This is a genomic window from Corynebacterium sp. 11A, from assembly GCF_008930935.1.
In the GTDB taxonomy this organism is placed as follows: domain Bacteria; phylum Actinomycetota; class Actinomycetes; order Mycobacteriales; family Mycobacteriaceae; genus Corynebacterium; species Corynebacterium megadyptis.
Genome location: NZ_PQMR01000004.1, coordinates 52,479 through 69,268 on the forward strand (window position 1 = coordinate 52,479; position 16,790 = coordinate 69,268).

At 61.6% G+C, this 16,790-nt stretch carries 14 protein-coding genes; 4 read left to right on the forward strand and 10 right to left on the reverse strand.

Going from position 1 to position 16,790, the window contains the following annotated elements:
* Window positions 1–86: 86 nt before the first annotated feature.
* Both GBB18_RS04805 and GBB18_RS04810 read left to right on the forward strand, forming a co-directional pair.
* Window positions 87–2,099 (forward strand): ATP-dependent DNA helicase, encoded by a 2,013-nt coding sequence (locus GBB18_RS04805; protein WP_151640914.1) that lies wholly within the window; start codon window positions 87–89, stop codon window positions 2,097–2,099.
* Window positions 2,096–3,496, forward strand: coding sequence for a class I adenylate-forming enzyme family protein (locus GBB18_RS04810; RefSeq protein WP_151640915.1), 1,401 nt, complete (start codon window positions 2,096–2,098; stop codon window positions 3,494–3,496). Before GBB18_RS04805 ends, GBB18_RS04810 begins: the two co-directional genes overlap by 4 nt.
* On the opposite strand, the gene GBB18_RS04815 is transcribed toward GBB18_RS04810, so the two are convergent.
* The 6 genes from GBB18_RS04815 to nrdF form a co-directional block, all read right to left on the reverse strand.
* Complete coding sequence (locus GBB18_RS04815; protein WP_151640916.1) at window positions 3,493–4,341, reverse strand: YwiC-like family protein; 849 nt, start codon at window positions 4,339–4,341, stop codon at window positions 3,493–3,495. The two genes, GBB18_RS04810 and GBB18_RS04815, sit on opposite strands and share 4 nt — an antisense overlap.
* Window positions 4,342–4,386: 45 nt before the next feature.
* A complete protein-coding gene (locus GBB18_RS04820) occupies window positions 4,387–5,547 on the reverse strand; it encodes a hypothetical protein (RefSeq protein ID WP_151640917.1) in 1,161 nt (386 codons plus the stop codon).
* Window positions 5,548–5,582: 35 nt separating this feature from the next.
* The gene (locus tag GBB18_RS04825) at window positions 5,583–6,326 is read right to left on the reverse strand and encodes a peptidyl-tRNA hydrolase (RefSeq protein ID WP_151640918.1); all 744 of its coding nucleotides are present in this window, start codon (window positions 6,324–6,326) and stop codon (window positions 5,583–5,585) included.
* Between the two features lie 13 nt (window positions 6,327–6,339).
* Window positions 6,340–7,551, reverse strand: a complete 1,212-nt coding sequence (gene serB, locus GBB18_RS04830) for a phosphoserine phosphatase SerB (protein ID WP_225990243.1) — start codon at window positions 7,549–7,551, stop codon at window positions 6,340–6,342.
* Window positions 7,552–7,911: 360 nt separating this feature from the next.
* Window positions 7,912–9,606, reverse strand: a complete 1,695-nt coding sequence (gene ctaD / locus GBB18_RS04835) for a cytochrome c oxidase subunit I (RefSeq protein ID WP_151529781.1) — start codon at window positions 9,604–9,606, stop codon at window positions 7,912–7,914.
* 327 nt (window positions 9,607–9,933) lie between these two features.
* The gene (nrdF, locus tag GBB18_RS04840; RefSeq protein ID WP_151549895.1) at window positions 9,934–10,947 is read right to left on the reverse strand and encodes a class 1b ribonucleoside-diphosphate reductase subunit beta; all 1,014 of its coding nucleotides are present in this window, start codon (window positions 10,945–10,947) and stop codon (window positions 9,934–9,936) included.
* A 596-nt stretch (window positions 10,948–11,543) separates the two neighbouring features.
* Between nrdF and GBB18_RS04845 the strand changes: the two genes are divergently transcribed.
* The gene (locus tag GBB18_RS04845) at window positions 11,544–12,038 is read left to right on the forward strand and encodes a ferritin (RefSeq protein ID WP_151529783.1); all 495 of its coding nucleotides are present in this window, start codon (window positions 11,544–11,546) and stop codon (window positions 12,036–12,038) included.
* A 193-nt stretch (window positions 12,039–12,231) separates the two neighbouring features.
* Here GBB18_RS04845 and GBB18_RS04850 read toward each other — a convergent pair whose 3' ends face one another.
* Window positions 12,232–12,789: a gluconokinase gene (locus GBB18_RS04850; RefSeq protein WP_151640920.1), complete on the reverse strand. Its 558-nt coding sequence runs from the start codon at window positions 12,787–12,789 to the stop codon at window positions 12,232–12,234.
* Window positions 12,790–14,181 (reverse strand): GntP family permease, encoded by a 1,392-nt coding sequence (locus GBB18_RS04855; RefSeq protein ID WP_151549892.1) that lies wholly within the window; start codon window positions 14,179–14,181, stop codon window positions 12,790–12,792.
* Between the two features lie 432 nt (window positions 14,182–14,613).
* Between GBB18_RS04855 and GBB18_RS04860 the strand changes: the two genes are divergently transcribed.
* Complete coding sequence (locus GBB18_RS04860; protein WP_151640921.1) at window positions 14,614–15,600, forward strand: sialidase family protein; 987 nt, start codon at window positions 14,614–14,616, stop codon at window positions 15,598–15,600.
* Window positions 15,601–15,872: 272 nt separating this feature from the next.
* Here GBB18_RS04860 and GBB18_RS04865 read toward each other — a convergent pair whose 3' ends face one another.
* Window positions 15,873–16,160 (reverse strand): hypothetical protein, encoded by a 288-nt coding sequence (locus GBB18_RS04865; RefSeq protein ID WP_151529787.1) that lies wholly within the window; start codon window positions 16,158–16,160, stop codon window positions 15,873–15,875.
* A 146-nt stretch (window positions 16,161–16,306) separates the two neighbouring features.
* Window positions 16,307–16,786, reverse strand: a complete 480-nt coding sequence (locus GBB18_RS04870) for a glutathione peroxidase (protein ID WP_151640922.1) — start codon at window positions 16,784–16,786, stop codon at window positions 16,307–16,309.
* Window positions 16,787–16,790 lie beyond the last annotated feature (4 nt).

A 16,790-nucleotide genomic window follows, 5' to 3' on the forward strand; every position in this document is an offset into this window, starting at 1 on the left:
CCGCGCTGCCCCACTGCGGGCGCGGCCGGTGTTCTCGGGTGAGCTGACTCTCCACCCCGCATGGGGCGCTCATTACTATGAGCGTTATGAGTTCCCCCGACAGCACCGCCTCGCCCACGGACGATGTCAGTGGCCTGCTCAGCGCAGCCGTCGAGCACCTCGGCGGGGCACGCCGCGAGGGACAGGAAAAGATGGCCCACGCGGTCAGTTCTGCTCTCTTTCGCCAGCGGCACCTAGCCGTCCAAGCCGGCACCGGCACCGGCAAATCCTTGGCCTATCTGGTACCGGCCTTTCGCTATGCGCACGAGACCGATACCACCGTCATCGTCTCCACCGCCACGATCGCCCTGCAGCGGCAGCTCGTGGGCCGCGATCTACCGGCGCTCGTCGAGGGCCTACGCCCCCAGCTGCAGCGTGACCCCACCTTCGCCATCCTTAAAGGCCGCAATAATTACCTCTGTCTGCACAAGCTCGATGCCGAGGACCCCTCCCTGCCGATGGGTGAGGCAGAGGAGCAGCCCACCGAGCTCTCGGAGCTCGGCCAGCAGGTGCGCCGCATCACCGAGTGGGCGAATGAGACTGAGACCGGTGACCGCGATGATCTCGACATCGGGGTCAGCGACCGGGTGTGGAATCTGATGAGTGTGAGCTCAAAAGACTGCATGGGCGCGGCCACCTGCCCCTTCGGCGAGGATTGCTTTGCCGAGCAGGCCCGCCACCACGCCTCCGATGTGGATGTGGTGGTGACCAACCACGCCCTCTTAGCCATTGATGCGCTCTCCGATGTGGATATCCTCCCCGAGCATGATGCGGTGATCATCGACGAGGCCCACGAACTCGATGGGCGCATCACCGCAGTCTCCACGAACTCGTTGTCCTCGACCGCGCTGAAACTCACCGCCACCCGCGCCGGCAAGGTGGGCGTGGACGGCAAGGAACAGAAGCTCACCGAGCTCGCCGAAGAATGGGACCGCACCCTCGAGGCCGAGGACGCAGGGCGCTGGTTAGAGATCAGCGAGGAGGCGTCGGGAATGCTGCTGAGCGTGCGCAAGCAGTGCCGCAGCATGCTCTCCTCTCTCGAAGGCGGCGAGCTGGGCGAAGATCAGGAGACTGCGGCCGAGCGGCGTTCGTTGGGCAATCACGTGAGCGAGCTGGTGCATGCCATCGACCGCATCATGGAGGTCTTCGATACCGATAATCCCGCCCAGCAGCAGGATGTGGTGTGGCTCGATCGCCCCTATGCTTCCTCCCCGGAGGCGGCTGGGTTTTCCTCCAGCTCTCGGCGCGATTCACTGAACGTGGCCCCGCTCTCGGTGGCGCCGCTGCTGGCGCAGAAGCTATTTGCCACCTCCACCGTTGTGCTCACCTCCGCCACCTTGGCGCTGGGCGGCAACTTCAACGCGATGGCAGCCTCTTGGGGGCTGAAGCAGGGAAGCTGGGACAGCTTGGATGCGGGAACCCCTTTCGATACCCGCTCCTCGGGCATTCTCTACTGCGCCACCCATCTGCCCGCCCCAGGCCGCGACGGCATATCGCCACAGACGCTCGAAGAGATGCGCGAGCTCATCATGGCTGCCGGCGGCCGCACCCTGGGGTTGTTCTCCTCGCGGCGGGCCGCCCGCGAAGCGGCCGAAAAACTGCGCCCTGTGCTGCCCTTCGACATTCTGCTGCAGGGCGATGACTCCATTGGGGCGCTGGTATCCGAGTTCGCCAAACACGAGAACACGTGTCTTTTTGGCACTCTCACCCTGTGGCAGGGTGTCGATGTGCCGGGACGGTCGCTCTCGCTGGTGATGATTGATCGGGTTCCTTTCCCCCGCCCCGATGATCCACTCTTGCAGGCTCGTAAGGAGGCTGCCGACGCAGAACACCGCAATGGCTTCATGGAGGTCGCGGCCACCCACGCCGCCCTTTTGCTCGCCCAGGGCGCGGGCCGGCTTCTGCGTTCGGTCACCGACCGCGGTGTGGTGGCCGTGCTGGATCAGCGGCTTGTGACCAAACGCTATGGCTCTTTCCTGCGGCGCTCGCTGCCGCCGATGTGGGAAACCGCCGATCCGGCGGTGGTGCGCGGGGCGCTGCAGAGGCTGGTGCGCTCATGAATCTTGCAGCATTGCTTTTCGACGCCACCCTCCCCTCTCATACCGCCGTGGTGGACCCCGACCGCAGTATCAGCTACCCGCAGCTGCGCGCGGATATTCTCGACCTTGCCGGCGCGCTCCAGAGCAGCGGTGTCCGTGCGGGGGATGTGGTGGGCATCCAGCTGCCGAATGGGATCGACTTCGCCCGGAGCTTCTTCGCTGTTCTCGCCGCCGGGGCCGTGGCTACCCCTCTGGGCACCCATCTCTCCGACAAGGATGCCGCCGCCCAGCTCCGAGAGGCGGGGGCACAGCTGGCGCTGCGCAGCGGCGCTGATATCGCCGCCCTCGTGGAGCAGCCGCACACAGCACTGGCCAACTTCGCCGCCGCACGCGAGCAGGATCTCGCGTGCCTGCCGTTTTCCTCGGGCACGACGGGGGCGCCGAAGGCCGTGGAGCTCACCCACGGCAACCTATGCGCTAATGTGCTGCAATTCGCCGAACGGGTGGGCATCGCCGCGGGCGAGACCTGCCTGTCGATGCTGCCGCTGAGCCATATCTATGGGCTCACGGCGCTGCTCACCGTGCCGCTGTACTGCCGTGCCCGCGTGGTCACCGCACCTTTTTCCGCAATGGAATTCCTGCGCAACCACGAGCGCTGGCAGGTGAACACGACTTTCATCGCCCCTCCCTTGGCGCGTCTTTTGGCACAGCACCCCGTGGTGGACGAGATTGATTTCTCCCACTGCACCCAGATGATTAGTGGAGCGGCCTCACTGCCGTCCACCATAGCGCGCGCCGCCATGCAGCGCACGGGCGTGCCGATCCGCCAAGGCTATGGGCTCACCGAGGCCTCGCCGGTGACGCACCTCTGCGTGGCGGGGTCGCCGCTGAACTCTATCGGCCCGCCGCTGCGCGATACCCAGCAGCGCATCGTTGATCCGTTGAGCCTGCAGGAACGTGAGCTCGGCGAGGTGGGCGAGCTATGGGTTGCTGGGCCGCAGGTGATGCGCGGCTATTCCGGGGCGGGGCCCGATTCTTATGGGGCACTCGTCGATGGCTGGCTGCGCACCGGAGATATGGCTTATGCCAATGATCGCGGTGAGGTGTTTATCGTGGACCGCTTGAAAGACATCATTAAATCCCACGGCTTCCAGGTCTCACCGGTGAAACTCGAGGAGATCGTCCTGGGCTGCCCTGGGGTCCTCGACTGCGCCGTGGTCTCCGGTGTCGGAGACGATGGCGAGGAGATGCCCGTGGCCTGTGTGGTGGCCGATGATTCCGGTGTGGAAGCGGCAGCGCTCATGCGCTTTGTGGCCGAGCGGGTCGCCCCTTTCGAACGTATCCGGCAGGTGCGCTTTGTGGAATCCATTCCCCGCTCGGCGGCGGGCAAAACGCTGCGGCGGGTACTGCGCTCTTAAACCGGCAGCAGTATCGCCACGGTGACAAGGAGTGTCCACAGGCTTTCCCAGCGGCCCACCTTCTTGGCGCTGAGAGGGGCCTCGCCCTCAGCGATGCGGCGGTTGTTGATTGTGGGCAGCACGGCTGCTCGTACCACGAGGAGGCAGAACACGATGGCCGTGAACCACGATGCCTCACCGGCGAAGAACAATCCCACCGCCACCACAGCGGCGGCAACGTGCATGCCCAGCGAGATAGCCAGCATGCGGCGGCTGCCGCGATCGCGGATCAAGGTTTTCACCAGGGGCACCGTGCCAGCGAAATACAGGGCCAGCAATAAGGTGGTGATCCACACACCGCGGTCGAGCTGATCCGTGATGGCGCATGCCACGGCAACCAATAGGCTCGAAGCCACCACCGTCGACAGCCCCGAGGCCAAGGAGCGGCCGCGTTTATTCCATGCCTCCCACACGGCGATAGCCACGAGCGGGCCGAAGAGCAGCGCGAAGGCAATGAGCTGGGGCTGGAACACCAGCACTATCAGGGATGCGAGCGCCGAAATCGCCCCATAGACATACATGGGAGTGGCGTATTGAGCGCGCCGATCACCGCGGGTAGCGGTGCGGACCTTGAGAAACAGCCCGGCGGCGAAGAAACAAAAGTATCCGCTCAACCATGCGATGGCGAGCGGAATATGCAAGGGATGCACCCCCGCGAGGAACACACCAATGAGGAAGGGAAGAATCACCATCACCCAAGCGCCGTGCTGATCTGGCACCCAGGCTCGATTGCGCTTGGGCCGTGGTGTGCGGCGCCGCGGTGCGGCGTCCGCGCGGGCGGAGGACCGTGATGATGAAGTATTCACAGGCCTTAGTGTAGGCGACGCTGTGCTAAGCCCACACTGTGATATTTATCCCTGCGGCCGGGGATCCTCCCCGTCTCCGGGCTCCTTGAAGCGCATGTCACGCTTCTCCGGCTGCTCCGGCCACTCCGAGGTTCCCTCCGGATGCTGGTACTCAGATCCCGAGTGCGCCTCCGGCTGCGCAGTGGGCTCGGGCGAGCTATAGCCCTGCCAGCTGCTCGGCCCCGAGCCAGTCGCGCCGTCGTTGTACTGGGAGTAATCCTCCTGCGGCTGCTGGTAGCCCTGCTGCGGATAGCCCTGCTCTGGGTACTGCTGGTAGCCGCCCTGCGGGTAGCCCTGCTGCGGATAGCCATCCTGGCCGGGCTGGCCATAGGCCGGATAGGCCCCGCCATTGTGCTGGTAGTAGCCCTGCGGCTGCGTCGCGTTGGTTGCGACGCCAGCATAGGGGGAGCTGGGATCAGCGAACAGCCCCGCCGGGCCGCGCGACTGCTCGTAGAGCACGGTCATGAACACGGAAATAAACGGAGTCGTGACCACGGTGGCCACAAGCAACCAGCTGCCGACCATGCTCACGAGAATCACGAGCAGCAGTGCCAGGAGCACAACGCCGACGTTCTTGCTCACAACATCCTTGGAGCGTTTGATCGCACCCCAGACACCCAGCTCGGGTTCACGCAGATAAGCGATCTGGGAGAAGCACAGCAACACGCCCACGATGAGGCCCGGAATGATAAGCAGTATCAGGCCAACCAGGGTGAACAGTCCTACGAGAAGGCCGATGCCGAGGAAGCCCAGGAAACGATCAACCCGGAAGAACTCCTTAAACGACAGCTTGCCCTCGCGGAGCGCATCGCTGGAGGTGCGGTACAGGAAGAAGCTCGAGAGGAAGGTCAGCGCCATAAACAGCAACAGAAACAGGATCATGCTACTGATCTCTGAGCCCGTGAGCTCCTCGTTGGCGCTCGCATCCGTGGCAAAGGATGTCAGGCCGAGTTGGCCTACTGCTATGGCCGTGGAGAGGATGGTAAACAGCAGATTGCCCAACACCAAGGGAACCCAGTTCTGGGCAAATACTTTCCACGAGATGGTCAGCGCGCTGCTCAAGTCTGGGGAACCGAGGGGTTGGGTTCCTCCAGTCTGGCCGTAACCGTCGTACGCGTTAAAGTTCGGATCCGGCTGTCCGCCGTAAGGATTCTGGGGGTAGGTCATGCCACAACGGTAGCGCATGCACTACGAGAACTGCACTAGTGGAAACAGTAGATAGCAGCGGCGGTCACAGACCCTGGCGCCACCTCTGTAAACCCAGCATCGGCCACCTCGACGGCGCCGGGCTGGGCGCAGAACTCGCGGAAGTGCGGCCGAGGCAGCTCACGGACCTGCAGTTCGAAGCCCGTGCGCGCCCACGTCCAGGCGTCCTCCACGGGTAGCGCCGCAGCCAACAGCATGGAGGCGTGCCCCACTTGCGCAGTTTGCTTGCCGACGCTCATCTGCAAATCCCGATCCACTGCTATCAGGGGCACATCCCGCAGCGGCGGCTCCTCCTCCACCGAAGGGAGATCAGTTCCGCCGATCTGCAGTTTCGCAATCATCGGATCGGTGTCTGCGATGGCCGAGGGTACACAGGCCCGTGCGTGGGCGTCGTTCACGCTGCACGTCACCCCAGGTACCTCTTGGGCGCGCCGCCAGTGGATATTCCGAGCGCGGCGCGATACCTTGCGGATCCTGGCACCGTACCAGCCCGCGAGCCCCGCAGCGTAGGCGGTATCGCCGCCGGCGCGCTCGTCGAGGCAGCACGCCACGACGGCCATTGCTGCCGCCGCAGACAGACTCAGCCGATCCGGTCGCTCATTCTTGGGCATGTGCAGCACGATCGGCATCGCCTGCACCGTAGAGGGATCGGAGGGATCCTCGTGATGAGGCGGCCGCAGCTCGCTGAGAGCAGCGAGCCGCGCATGGGCCACGCGGAAGCTATCGGGGATATCGCTCATGCGGATAGAAGAACTAGCTGTGAGTGGGAAGCGGCACGCGACGGAACGTGCCCTCTGCGAGGTCCTCGGAATCGATCTCTTCGCGTGAAATGCCGAGGATATGCAGGATCTCATCCATATACGGGTGGTTCACGCTGGTGTCGGCGATCTCCTTGAGCGCCGGCTTGGCGTTGAAGGCAATACCGAGACCGGCGGCAGAGAGCATGTCGATATCGTTGGCGCCATCGCCCACGGCCACGGTCTGGTGCATCTGCAGCCCAGCGTCGGCGGCAAACTCCGACAGCAAGCGCGCCTTGGCAGCGCGGTCGACGATCTCCCCGATCACCTTGCCGGTGAGTTTCCCGTCCTTGATCTCGAGGGTATTGGCGCGCACATAATCCAGATCGAGATCGGCGGCGAGGTTCTCCAGCACCTGGATGAAGCCGCCGGAGACCACTGCGGCCCGGTAGCCCATACGCTTGAGGGTCCGGATGGTGGTGCGGGCACCGGGGGTGAGCTGAATATCGCGGGCCACCTCGTCGATGATGGAGGAATCCAGTCCCTCGAGCACGGCGACGCGCTCGCGCAGGGATTCCTCGAAGTCCAACTCGCCGCGCATTGCCCGATCGGTGACGTCCTTGACCTCGGCCTCTTTGCCCGCGTGCGCGGCAAGCATCTCGATGACCTCGCCGGTGATGAGGGTGGAGTCGCAGTCGAAGCAGATGAGGCGCTTGGAGCGGCGCTGCAGCCCCGCCCGTTCGATCGCAATATCAATGCCCAAGGAGGCGGTGAGTTCGGCGAGTGCCTTACGCAGGCTGACGCCGCCGCCAGGCTCGGGGTTGGCCACACTGACGAGCAGCTCGATTCCGGTGACGGGATAGTCGGAGAGGCCCCTAATGGTGTCGATATTCGCGCCATAGTCCGCCAGGGTTTGGCCGATGGCCGAGATATGCTGTGCCGTCACTGGGGAGCCGAGCACCACGACCGCGTGGGTGGACATGGGGCGGGTGGGTGAGAGTGCATCGCTGACTTCCACGGTGATCTGCATGCCATAGGCACGCATGGTCTCGGTGAGTCCGACGCGCAGCATCTCTTCATTGTCCACATTGAAACCGACGAGCGCGGCCAGTGATAGGCGGCCACGGAACTGGGACTGCTCCACGTCTAAGAGCTGCACGCGATGGGCGGCAAGCACACGGAAGAAGGCGGCGGTCACTCCGGAACGGTCGGGACCCGTGACAGTCATGACGGCGGGTGTGAGCCCCTCCCGAAGGGTGGTGGAAATATCGCTGGTGGTGCTGGTGGCAAGCGACGGAGTGGTCACGGTAGTTGCTGTCCTTCGAGATATCGATGCCCCTCCCAAGGCGCTATGGGCGCATGGAAGGCGGGCTAATGGCTCTGACAAATTTCTCACGCTACCCGCTTGCACGGTGTTTTCCTGAAGTTATGCCGCGTGGACCCGCCTTTTTAGGCCCATACGGGGGCGAATGGCCGCGGTGCACAACGCACAAAAGGCGCTACCGCCCGGCCACCTTGGAGGTGGATCCAGACGGTAACGCCTTAGTCGAGGAGGTTTCTAGGAGGTTATGTCCCTCGAACGTGGTGCCTAGTGGCGACCCACGTGTGCTTCCTTGCGCATGCGCTCAACCATGTGCGGGTAGTGCAGCTCGAACGCGGGACGCTCGGAGCGGATACGCGGTAGCGAGGTGAAGTTGTGGCCGGGGGGCGGGCAGGAGGTTGCCCACTCCAAGGAGTTGCCATAACCCCACGGATCGTCGACGGTGACGATCTCGCCGTAGCGCCAAGACTTGAACACGTTCCAGATGAACGGGATCACGGACAGCCCCAAGACGAAGGAGAACACCGTGGAGACCTGGTTCAGGGTGGTCCAGCCGTCGGACTCAAGGTAATCGGCGTAACGACGCGGCATACCCATGTTGCCCAGCCAGTGCTGAACTAGGAAGGTGCCGTGGAAGCCGATGAAGGTGAGCCAGAAGTGGATCTTGCCCAAGCCCTCGCTCAGCATACGACCGGTCATCTTCGGGAACCAGAAGTACACACCAGCGCAGGATGCGAACACGATGGTACCGAAGAGGGTGTAGTGGAAGTGAGCGATGAGGAAGTAGGACTCAGAGATGTGGAAGTCCAGCGGCGGGGAGGCCAGCATAATGCCGGTCAGACCACCGAAGAGGAAGGTCACCAGGAAGCCCATGGTCCAGATCATCGGGGTCTCCCACGAAATGTGACCGCGCCACATCGTGCCCACCCAGTTGAAGAACTTCACGCCGGTCGGAACCGAAATGAGGAACGTCATGAAGGAGAAGAAGGGCAGCAGGATAGCACCGGTGACGAACATGTGGTGGGCCCACACGGCCATGGACAGGGCACCGATGGAGAGGGTAGCGAAGACCAGTCCGACGTAGCCGAACATGGGCTTGCGGGAGAACACCGGCACGATCTCGGAGACGATACCGAAGAACGGCAGTGCCAGCACGTACACCTCGGGGTGGCCGAAGAACCAGAACAGGTGCTGCCAGAGCAGAGCGCCGCCGTTACCCGGAGCGTAGATGTGGCCGCCCAGCTTGCGATCATAAAGAACGCCCAGAGCAGCTGCAGTCAGCAGCGGGAAGATCAGCAGTGCGATCACCGAGGTAACAAAGATGTTCCAGGTGAAGATCGGCATACGGAACATGGTCATACCCGGTGCGCGGAGGCACAGGATGGTGGTGAGCATGTTGATAGCCGAGGCAATGGTACCGACACCGGTGGCGCCCACACCCACGATCCAGAAGTCCGAGCCGATGCCCGGGGAGTGGATGGCGTCATTCAACGGCGAGTACATGGTCCAGCCGAAGTCCGCAGCACCACCAGGGGTGAGGAATCCGGCGAGCATAACGAGACCACCGACGGTGGTGATCCAGAAGCCGAAGGCATTCAGGCGCGGGAAGGCAACATCCGGCGCACCGATTTGCAGCGGCATGACGTAGTTGGCAAAGCCCCACACGACGGGCGTGCCGTACAGCAGCAGCATCACCGTGCCGTGCATAGTGAACAGCTGGTTGAACTGCTCATTAGACAGCATCTGAAGGCCAGGCTCGAAGAGCTCTGTACGGATAAGCAGTGCCATCAAACCGCCGACAAAGAAGTAGGTGAAGGACACGATGATGTACATGATGCCCAGGACCTTGTGGTCGGTGGTGGTTAGCATCCGCCAGGCCAGATTACCCTTGCGAGCGTGACCTGTAGGCGCAGGCCGCGTGGGTGCGACCGGTTGGTCGACCCGTGGCGCTACAGCGGTCATAATTTCCTCCTGACTAGGTGGCGTTGAGAGATAAACCCCCACCGCCGACGTTCATACACTCCGTATCTTAAGGGAAGTATAAGTTTTTCTGCCAGTCCTCCTAGGATCTGGACTTGCCCCTACCTTAGCGGCTACCACTACTTTTGGGAACCAGAATAGGGTTTCCGCTGCGCCAATCGTCGCTCTACCTAAGAAAATGCTTAGGGATAGTGACGTCGAACACACTTTTTATGGAGAGACTACACCTAAAGGGGGGTTAGCTCGGCCGATAGGTTCGCGTCGATAAGCATGGCACTGATCGACGCGCCCGAGCAAGCCTCGTGAGACTTAGAAGTCCCAGTCATCGTCCGTGGTGGATTCGGCGGTGCCGATCACATAGGACGAGCCGGAGCCGGAGAAGAAGTCGTGGTTCTCATCGGCGTTCGGCGAGAGCGCGGAGAGAATAGCGGGCGACACCCGCGTCTCATCGGCCGGGAAGAGTCCCTCATAGCCAAGATTATTCAGCGCCTTATTGGCGTTGTAGCGCAAGAAGCGCTTGGCGTCTTCGGTCCAGCCGAGATCATCGTAGAGATCCTCGGTGTACTCGATCTCGTTTTCATAGAGGTCGTAGAGGAAGTCGAAGGTGTACTCCTTCAGCTCCGCACGCTCCGCCTCGGTGATCGCTTCGAGATTGCGCTGATACTTATAGCCAATGTAATAGCCATGCACGGCCTCATCGCGAATGATCAGGCGGATAACATCGGCAGTGTTGGTCAGCTTGCCGTGGCTAGACCAATACATCGGCAGATAGAAGCCCGAATAGAAGAGGAAGGACTCCAGCAACGTGGAGGCCACCTTCTTCCGCCGCGGATCATCGCCCTTGTAGTAGTCCAAGATGAGGTGAGCCTTCTTCTGGAGGTTCTCATTCTCCTCGGACCAGCGAAAGGCATCGTTGATCTCCGCAGTGGAGGAGAGCGTCATGAAGATAGAGGAGTAGCTCTTCGCATGCACCGACTCCATGAAGGCGATGTTGGTGTACACCGCCTCCTCATGCGGGGTAATAGCATCGGGGATCAACGACACGGCACCCACCGTGCCCTGGATCGTGTCCAGCATGGTGAGACCGGTGAACACGCGCATAGTGGCGCGCTGCTCCAGCTCATTGAGTGTGCTCCAGCTCTTGATGTCATTCGACAGCGGCACCTTCTCCGGCAACCAGAAGTTACCAGTGAGGCGATCCCAGACCTCCTGATCCTTCTCGTCGGGGATGGTGTTCCAGTCAATAGCTTGCACCGGGGTGGCGCGGCCAGGTTCGCCCGAGGTGATGTGCACGGGAGTCTGGGCTTCAGGATGAACCGCCATGGTTTCTTTCCCTTCTTATCTAGCAACGTCGCGCCTACGCGCGACACGTGAGCGCCCACGCCGTGTACCCGCCTCAATAGATAGAAGCGGGGACACGGCGTTGCGCATGGAGGACATACAACAATCGGTGCTATAGCAGTGGCGGCGCTCGCGCGCGCCACAATTAGAGCACCTAGCTTAACCCCCGCACGCCCCTCACGCACTACCGCTGGGCGCCGATTCGCCCCTTCCCCCAGCGCCGGCTTCGGTCCGGTGCAGGACACTGCCTATCAACGATATCGACACCCCGTACCCCACTCTTGCCGCCGCGCTACCCCCGTTCGGTGAGAGAGCAAGGCTCACCTTCTTCGCGCCCGCCCGACATATAGATTCATGTGAATACCGACATAGAGAAATACACAAATAATATTGACCATCCCCGATTGTCCGGCAAATAAAGGTCTTAATAAATATTTTATTTACTTCCATCAGTACGTTAGACGTATTTACATTAGGCTTTACTAACATAGAACATGCAGGTAAACCATACTTTAAAAAGCTAGTAAAGCGGGCAGTGAATTAAACATCAGTGGGTGTGTGGTGCTACTATTCGAAGCATGACAACTTTTCCACAGGACCTCGCAAAGAAATTCAACGACCAGACCACGGCTGAAATTCAAGCCTCGATGATCTACCTCCAGCTCTCCTACGAGCTGGAGAACAAGGGCCTCACCGGCATGGCCGCGTGGATGCGCAACCACTCCGTCGAGGAGATGGGCCACGCCGAGCGCTTCTCGAACCACCTGCTCAACCGCGGCGTTGTTCCCCAGATCAACACCGTCAGCGTTCCGGAGATGAAGGTCGTCCAGCCCATCGACGCCTTCAAGCTGGCTCTCGAGCACGAGAAGAAGGTTTCGGAAATGATCCGCGATCTCGTTCGTGCCGCCGACGAAGCCTCTGACTTCGACTCCCGCCCGATGCTCAACTGGTTCCTCGACGAGCAGATCGAGGAGGAGGCCACCGTCTCCGAGATCATCGATCGCCTCGCAGTGGCCGGTGAGGACGGCGCAGGCATCCTGCGCGTCGACGCCGAGCTGAACTCCGAGGGCTAAACCTCTCACCTCACCGCCGCGTTCCCGCACTGTCGGGACGCGGCGGTTCGCGTTATGTGGCGCTACCGACACCGGAGGCGCTTATCGACGCCCGCCTATAGGCACACAACAACCCCCGTCTCAGCAGAAGCTGGGATTCGGAGGTTGTTGTGCATCTATCATCCGCCGCCCGCGGCGGGCAGCGGCTCACGCGCTAGCGCGTCGCCTCGGGCGAGTGCTCGGCGATACTACGCAGCGCCGAGGCTTGTGTTTGCGCCAAACTGCCGTTATTAGATACCTCTTCGCCGAACTCATCAGCGGCGAGGTCTTCGAGGGTAGCCAGTTGCGAGTCGAGGAGGCTGGCCGGCATGAAGTGCCCAGCGCGGGCGTTCATGCGTTCGGCCGTGATCGCCTTGGAGGCCACGAGGTGTAAGAAGAACACACCCTCGGCCCCAGCCGCGAGAATGTCTCGGTAGGAGCGCTTCAGCGCGGAGCAGGCGAGCACAGTGGTCACGCCATCTTTATCCTGATCGGCGATCCACTGGCGCAGATTCTCCAACCATGGCCAGCGGTCCTCGTCAGTGAGCGGGATACCCGCTGCCATCTTGGCTTTATTGGCCTGCGGGTGGAAACTATCCGCATCGGCGAATACCGCCCCGAGTTCCGCGGCGAGATACTCCCCCACCACCGATTTTCCGGTGCCCGAGACACCCATGCACACGATGTGCCGCACGGTGGGGGTTGAGGTCGCGCCGCTAGCCTGAGCTGTCATTTAGAGTAGCGCTCCAATCTGGAACAGAATGTAGGAGAAGGCGAAGCCCACGATACCGATCAGTGTCTGGTTCACCGTCCAGGTCTTGAGCGTGGTGGCCACGTCCATGCCCATGAGGCGACCCACCAGCCAGAAGCCGGAGTCATTGACGTGCGAGGCGAAGACGGAACCGGCGGCGGTGGCCATCACGATGGTGCCCAGCTGCCATTCGTTATAGCCGGCTGCGGCGACCGCTGGGGCCATGAGTGCTGCGGCGGTCGTGAGAGCCACAGTGGCCGAACCCTGCGCCACACGCAGCACGACGGCCACGAGGAAACAGGCGAGAATAACGGGAATACCGATGCCCTCCATGGAGCTGGCCACAGCGTCACCAATACCGGAGGTGCGCAGCACACCACCGAACATGCCGCCGGCGCCGGTAATGAGCACCACCGAGCAGATCGGCCCGAGGGCACCATCGAGGGACTTCTCCATGGCGCTGCGGTCGAGCCCGCGGCGTGTACCCAGCACATAGGCGGCTGTAAGGGTGGCAATTAGCAGGGCGATAGCGGTGTTACCGAAGAAGGAGCCGATGCTCACTAGGGGCGAATCAGCGGCGATCCAGCCTTCGGCTACCGCCATGGAGGTACCGGTGTTGAGGAAGATGAGCAGCGGCGGGATGGCCAGCAGGGCCACGACAGAGCCCGCAGACGCCGGCTTGGCCGGCTGATCGTGGTCCATGGGTCCACCGGTGAGCAGCTCCGGCACGGGGAGGTTATACTTCGGGCCCAGCACCTTCGCGAGCACATAACCGGTGATGTACCACAGGGGGAACACCATGATGAGGCCAACGAGCAGGGTGACACCCACATCGGCGTTATAGAACTCTGCAGCCGCGATCGGACCTGGGTGCGGCGGCATGAACACGTGCATCACAGAGAAGGCGCCCACGGCGGGCAGGCCGTAGAGCAGGATCGGGCCGCCAAGGCGACGAGCCACGGCGAAGACCACGGGCAGCATGACCATCAAACCGGCGTCGAAAAAGATGGGGAAGCCGATAAACAGCGACGCCACACCGAGCGCGAAGGGTGCTTTGTCCTCACCGAAGCGCCGGATGAGCACATCAGCCAGGGATTGAGCACCGCCAGATGTTTCCACTAGCCGGCCCAGCATGGCTCCAAGCCCCACCAGAAGCGCCACGCTTCCTAATGTGGAGCCGAATCCGGAAACCATCACCCCAGGAATCTCAGCCACCGGGATACCAGTGGCGAGTGCGGTGACAGCAGAAATCAGAATGAGCACCAGAAATGCGTGCAGTTTCAGCCCGATGATGAGAAAGAGAATGAGCGCGATGGCACCCGCGGCAATACCGAGCAATGGCCCGGCCCCGAGTGTTTGTTCCCACGTTTCCATAGAAATCCTTTTCAGCTATGGTCCCGCCCCTGAATCCACGATGGCGGACATGAGAGCAGGAATGTCGGGTGCGTGTGATTAATCCACGAACGCACAGAAAAGAGGTCTACATCTCTTTTATCACCCGCTATGAACAACCAGACAACACCTCCCCTTAAAGAGGGGTGATGAGCGCTAATAACCCAACATTCAATCCTATCTATTTAGTGTTTTCGCAGCTCACGGCCCCCTTATTTCTATCTATAGGAAAAGCTATGCACCCCGCTCATTGGCCCCGCACACGCAGCTGGCCCCGGCGAGTTCTCCCCCACGGGCGGTGTCCTGCATTTTCTCGGAAATAAACCGCCATTAGTGTTCTTGGACTACAGAAAAGAGTGAAGTGTCACAGCAACCATCGAGGAATTCGGGCTCTCTGCGCGTCACAATGAAACGGTGTTGGATTCTCGTCGCATCCTCTCCCCCTCCGCCGATGGAGAGGTTCGGATTCCGGCCCTCGTACGCCATAACGGCATTCTGTATTGCTTCTTTGATCAACGCCCCCGTCCCCCGCATGGCGTTGGCTCGGACTTCAATGGCGAAGTGATGGCCTCGGATCTGCCTAATCCCAATCGGCTGGCATATCTCCTCCGCGGTGCCGCCGGGCAGTGGTCCTCGCCCCGCACACTGCAGGGCGGACCGGCAGTATCCAGCGATGCCTGTGTGGCTTCGAGCCAGGGCCGGATGACTGTGGCCTATGCCTCGGTCAGCGGCCCCGTGTCCTACATCTCTTCGACTCGGCACGGCCCGCGCCTCGAGCCGTGGGTGGCCAGCGGCCCCTCTCCCGAAGAACTGGTCCACCGCAGACTCGACGAGCTCTATGTGCACTGGGAGGCCGATGCTCTATTCGCCACCTCGGGTTCCACTATCACGTGGGAGGGCGCAGCACTGGTGCCCTATGTGGTGCGGCAGGGCGAACGCGCCCATATCCGCATCGCGCACGTGGTCGGCACCGATGTTCGTGCCTGTTCCGAGCCGATTGCCCATCCTGAGCTCAATCTGGACGAAACCAGCTTGTCGATATATCGGGGGCGCATTGTGCTCAACGCCCGCGTACAGGGCTTCGAGGGGCGTGGCGCGGGACGACGCTGTTGGGCAACAAGCGAGGATGGCCTGCACTTTAGCCCAGTGCAGGTGCGCGAGCTGGAGGATCCCGGCTGCAATGGCACCCAGCTCGGACCGTGGCTATTGCACCCTCGCGATAACCAGCAGCGACGTGCCGGCGTGCTGAGCAACATGATTGATGGCAGCACCATCCCGCTCACCACCGGCAGTTTCGGCTATAGCGACGCCCTCCGAGTCGACGAGCGACTGCTGGTGGTTTTCGAAAGCGACGGCTGCCTCGCGGAGCTCTACACCCCGCCGCTCGCCGAGTGGGAATAATCAGGCCACCTCGGCCTTGGCGCGTGCTCTCACGCAGGAGGTTTAGCCGTGTCGACTGAGCTGCGGGGCGGGTTGTGGTGCGCGCACCTCCGAGATACAAGCCCCTTATCCCGCCATAGTGCGAAGACCCCGCCACACTCCACCACAACACCAGGCATGAGCTGGACATATACAGCAAAAACCGGCCCCTACCCGTGGTAGGTGCCGGTGAAAGCGTGTACGTAAACTAGCGATTCAACGCGGGGTTCTGAGGCCCCTCGTCGGAACGATGTTTAGTGATCGTCCCAGTGATCGCCGTGCTTGGCGTGGCGGTGACCATCGTGGATGTAGTCCACGTGATCGCCGTGCTTTACGGCCTCGTGGCCACAGCCTTCGCCGTGCTCGTGGTCGTGCCCCTCGTGGACGGTGTGAGCATCCTGCTCGCACTCGACCCACTGGCCATCGACCTTGCGATGAATGTGGCCGTCGTGGGCGTAGTCGGTGTGATCGCCGTGAGTGAAGGCGGTGTGTCCGCAGTCCTCGCCATGCTCGTGATCGTGGTTCTCGTGTACGTGAGTCATCTTAAAACACGCCTTTCTTTCAAACAGATCCTTGGGGGATTGCCTCCAGTTGAGAACAATCAGTTTCCCGGTGGGAAACTCTCTTCGACCTTATCTTTTCACTAAGGGCCCGTTATTGCAAATCCGCTGGTAGAAAAGACCTACATCTATATGGGAAGGATCTCTTCGAGTGCCACAATGAGATCGTCGTCATAGGGTTCGGTTTTGGGCCCGAAACGGCTGCTGACTTCGCCGGAGTCATCCACAAGGAACTTCTCGAAGTTCCAAGAGATCTCCTCTCCCCCGGTCTTTTCCTTCAGGTGTGCAAAGAGCGGATGCGCTCCCTCACCGTTCACATCGGCCTTAGCGAGCATCGGAAACTCCACTCCGAAGTCCTGGCGCACGAACTCGGCGATCTCGGCATCACTGCCCGGCTCTTGCTCGCCAAATTGATTGCAGGGCATGCCGATCACATAGAAGCCACGCATCATGTACTCCTCGAAGAGCTCCTGCAGCTCCTCGTATTGTTCGGTGAGCCCGCACTCGGAGGCGGTGTTCACAATCAGTAGGGCATGGCCAGCCCAGGTGCCCATGGTGGTCTTTTTGCCATCGATAGTGGTCACGGGAATGTCATAAAAAGTGCTCATGCTC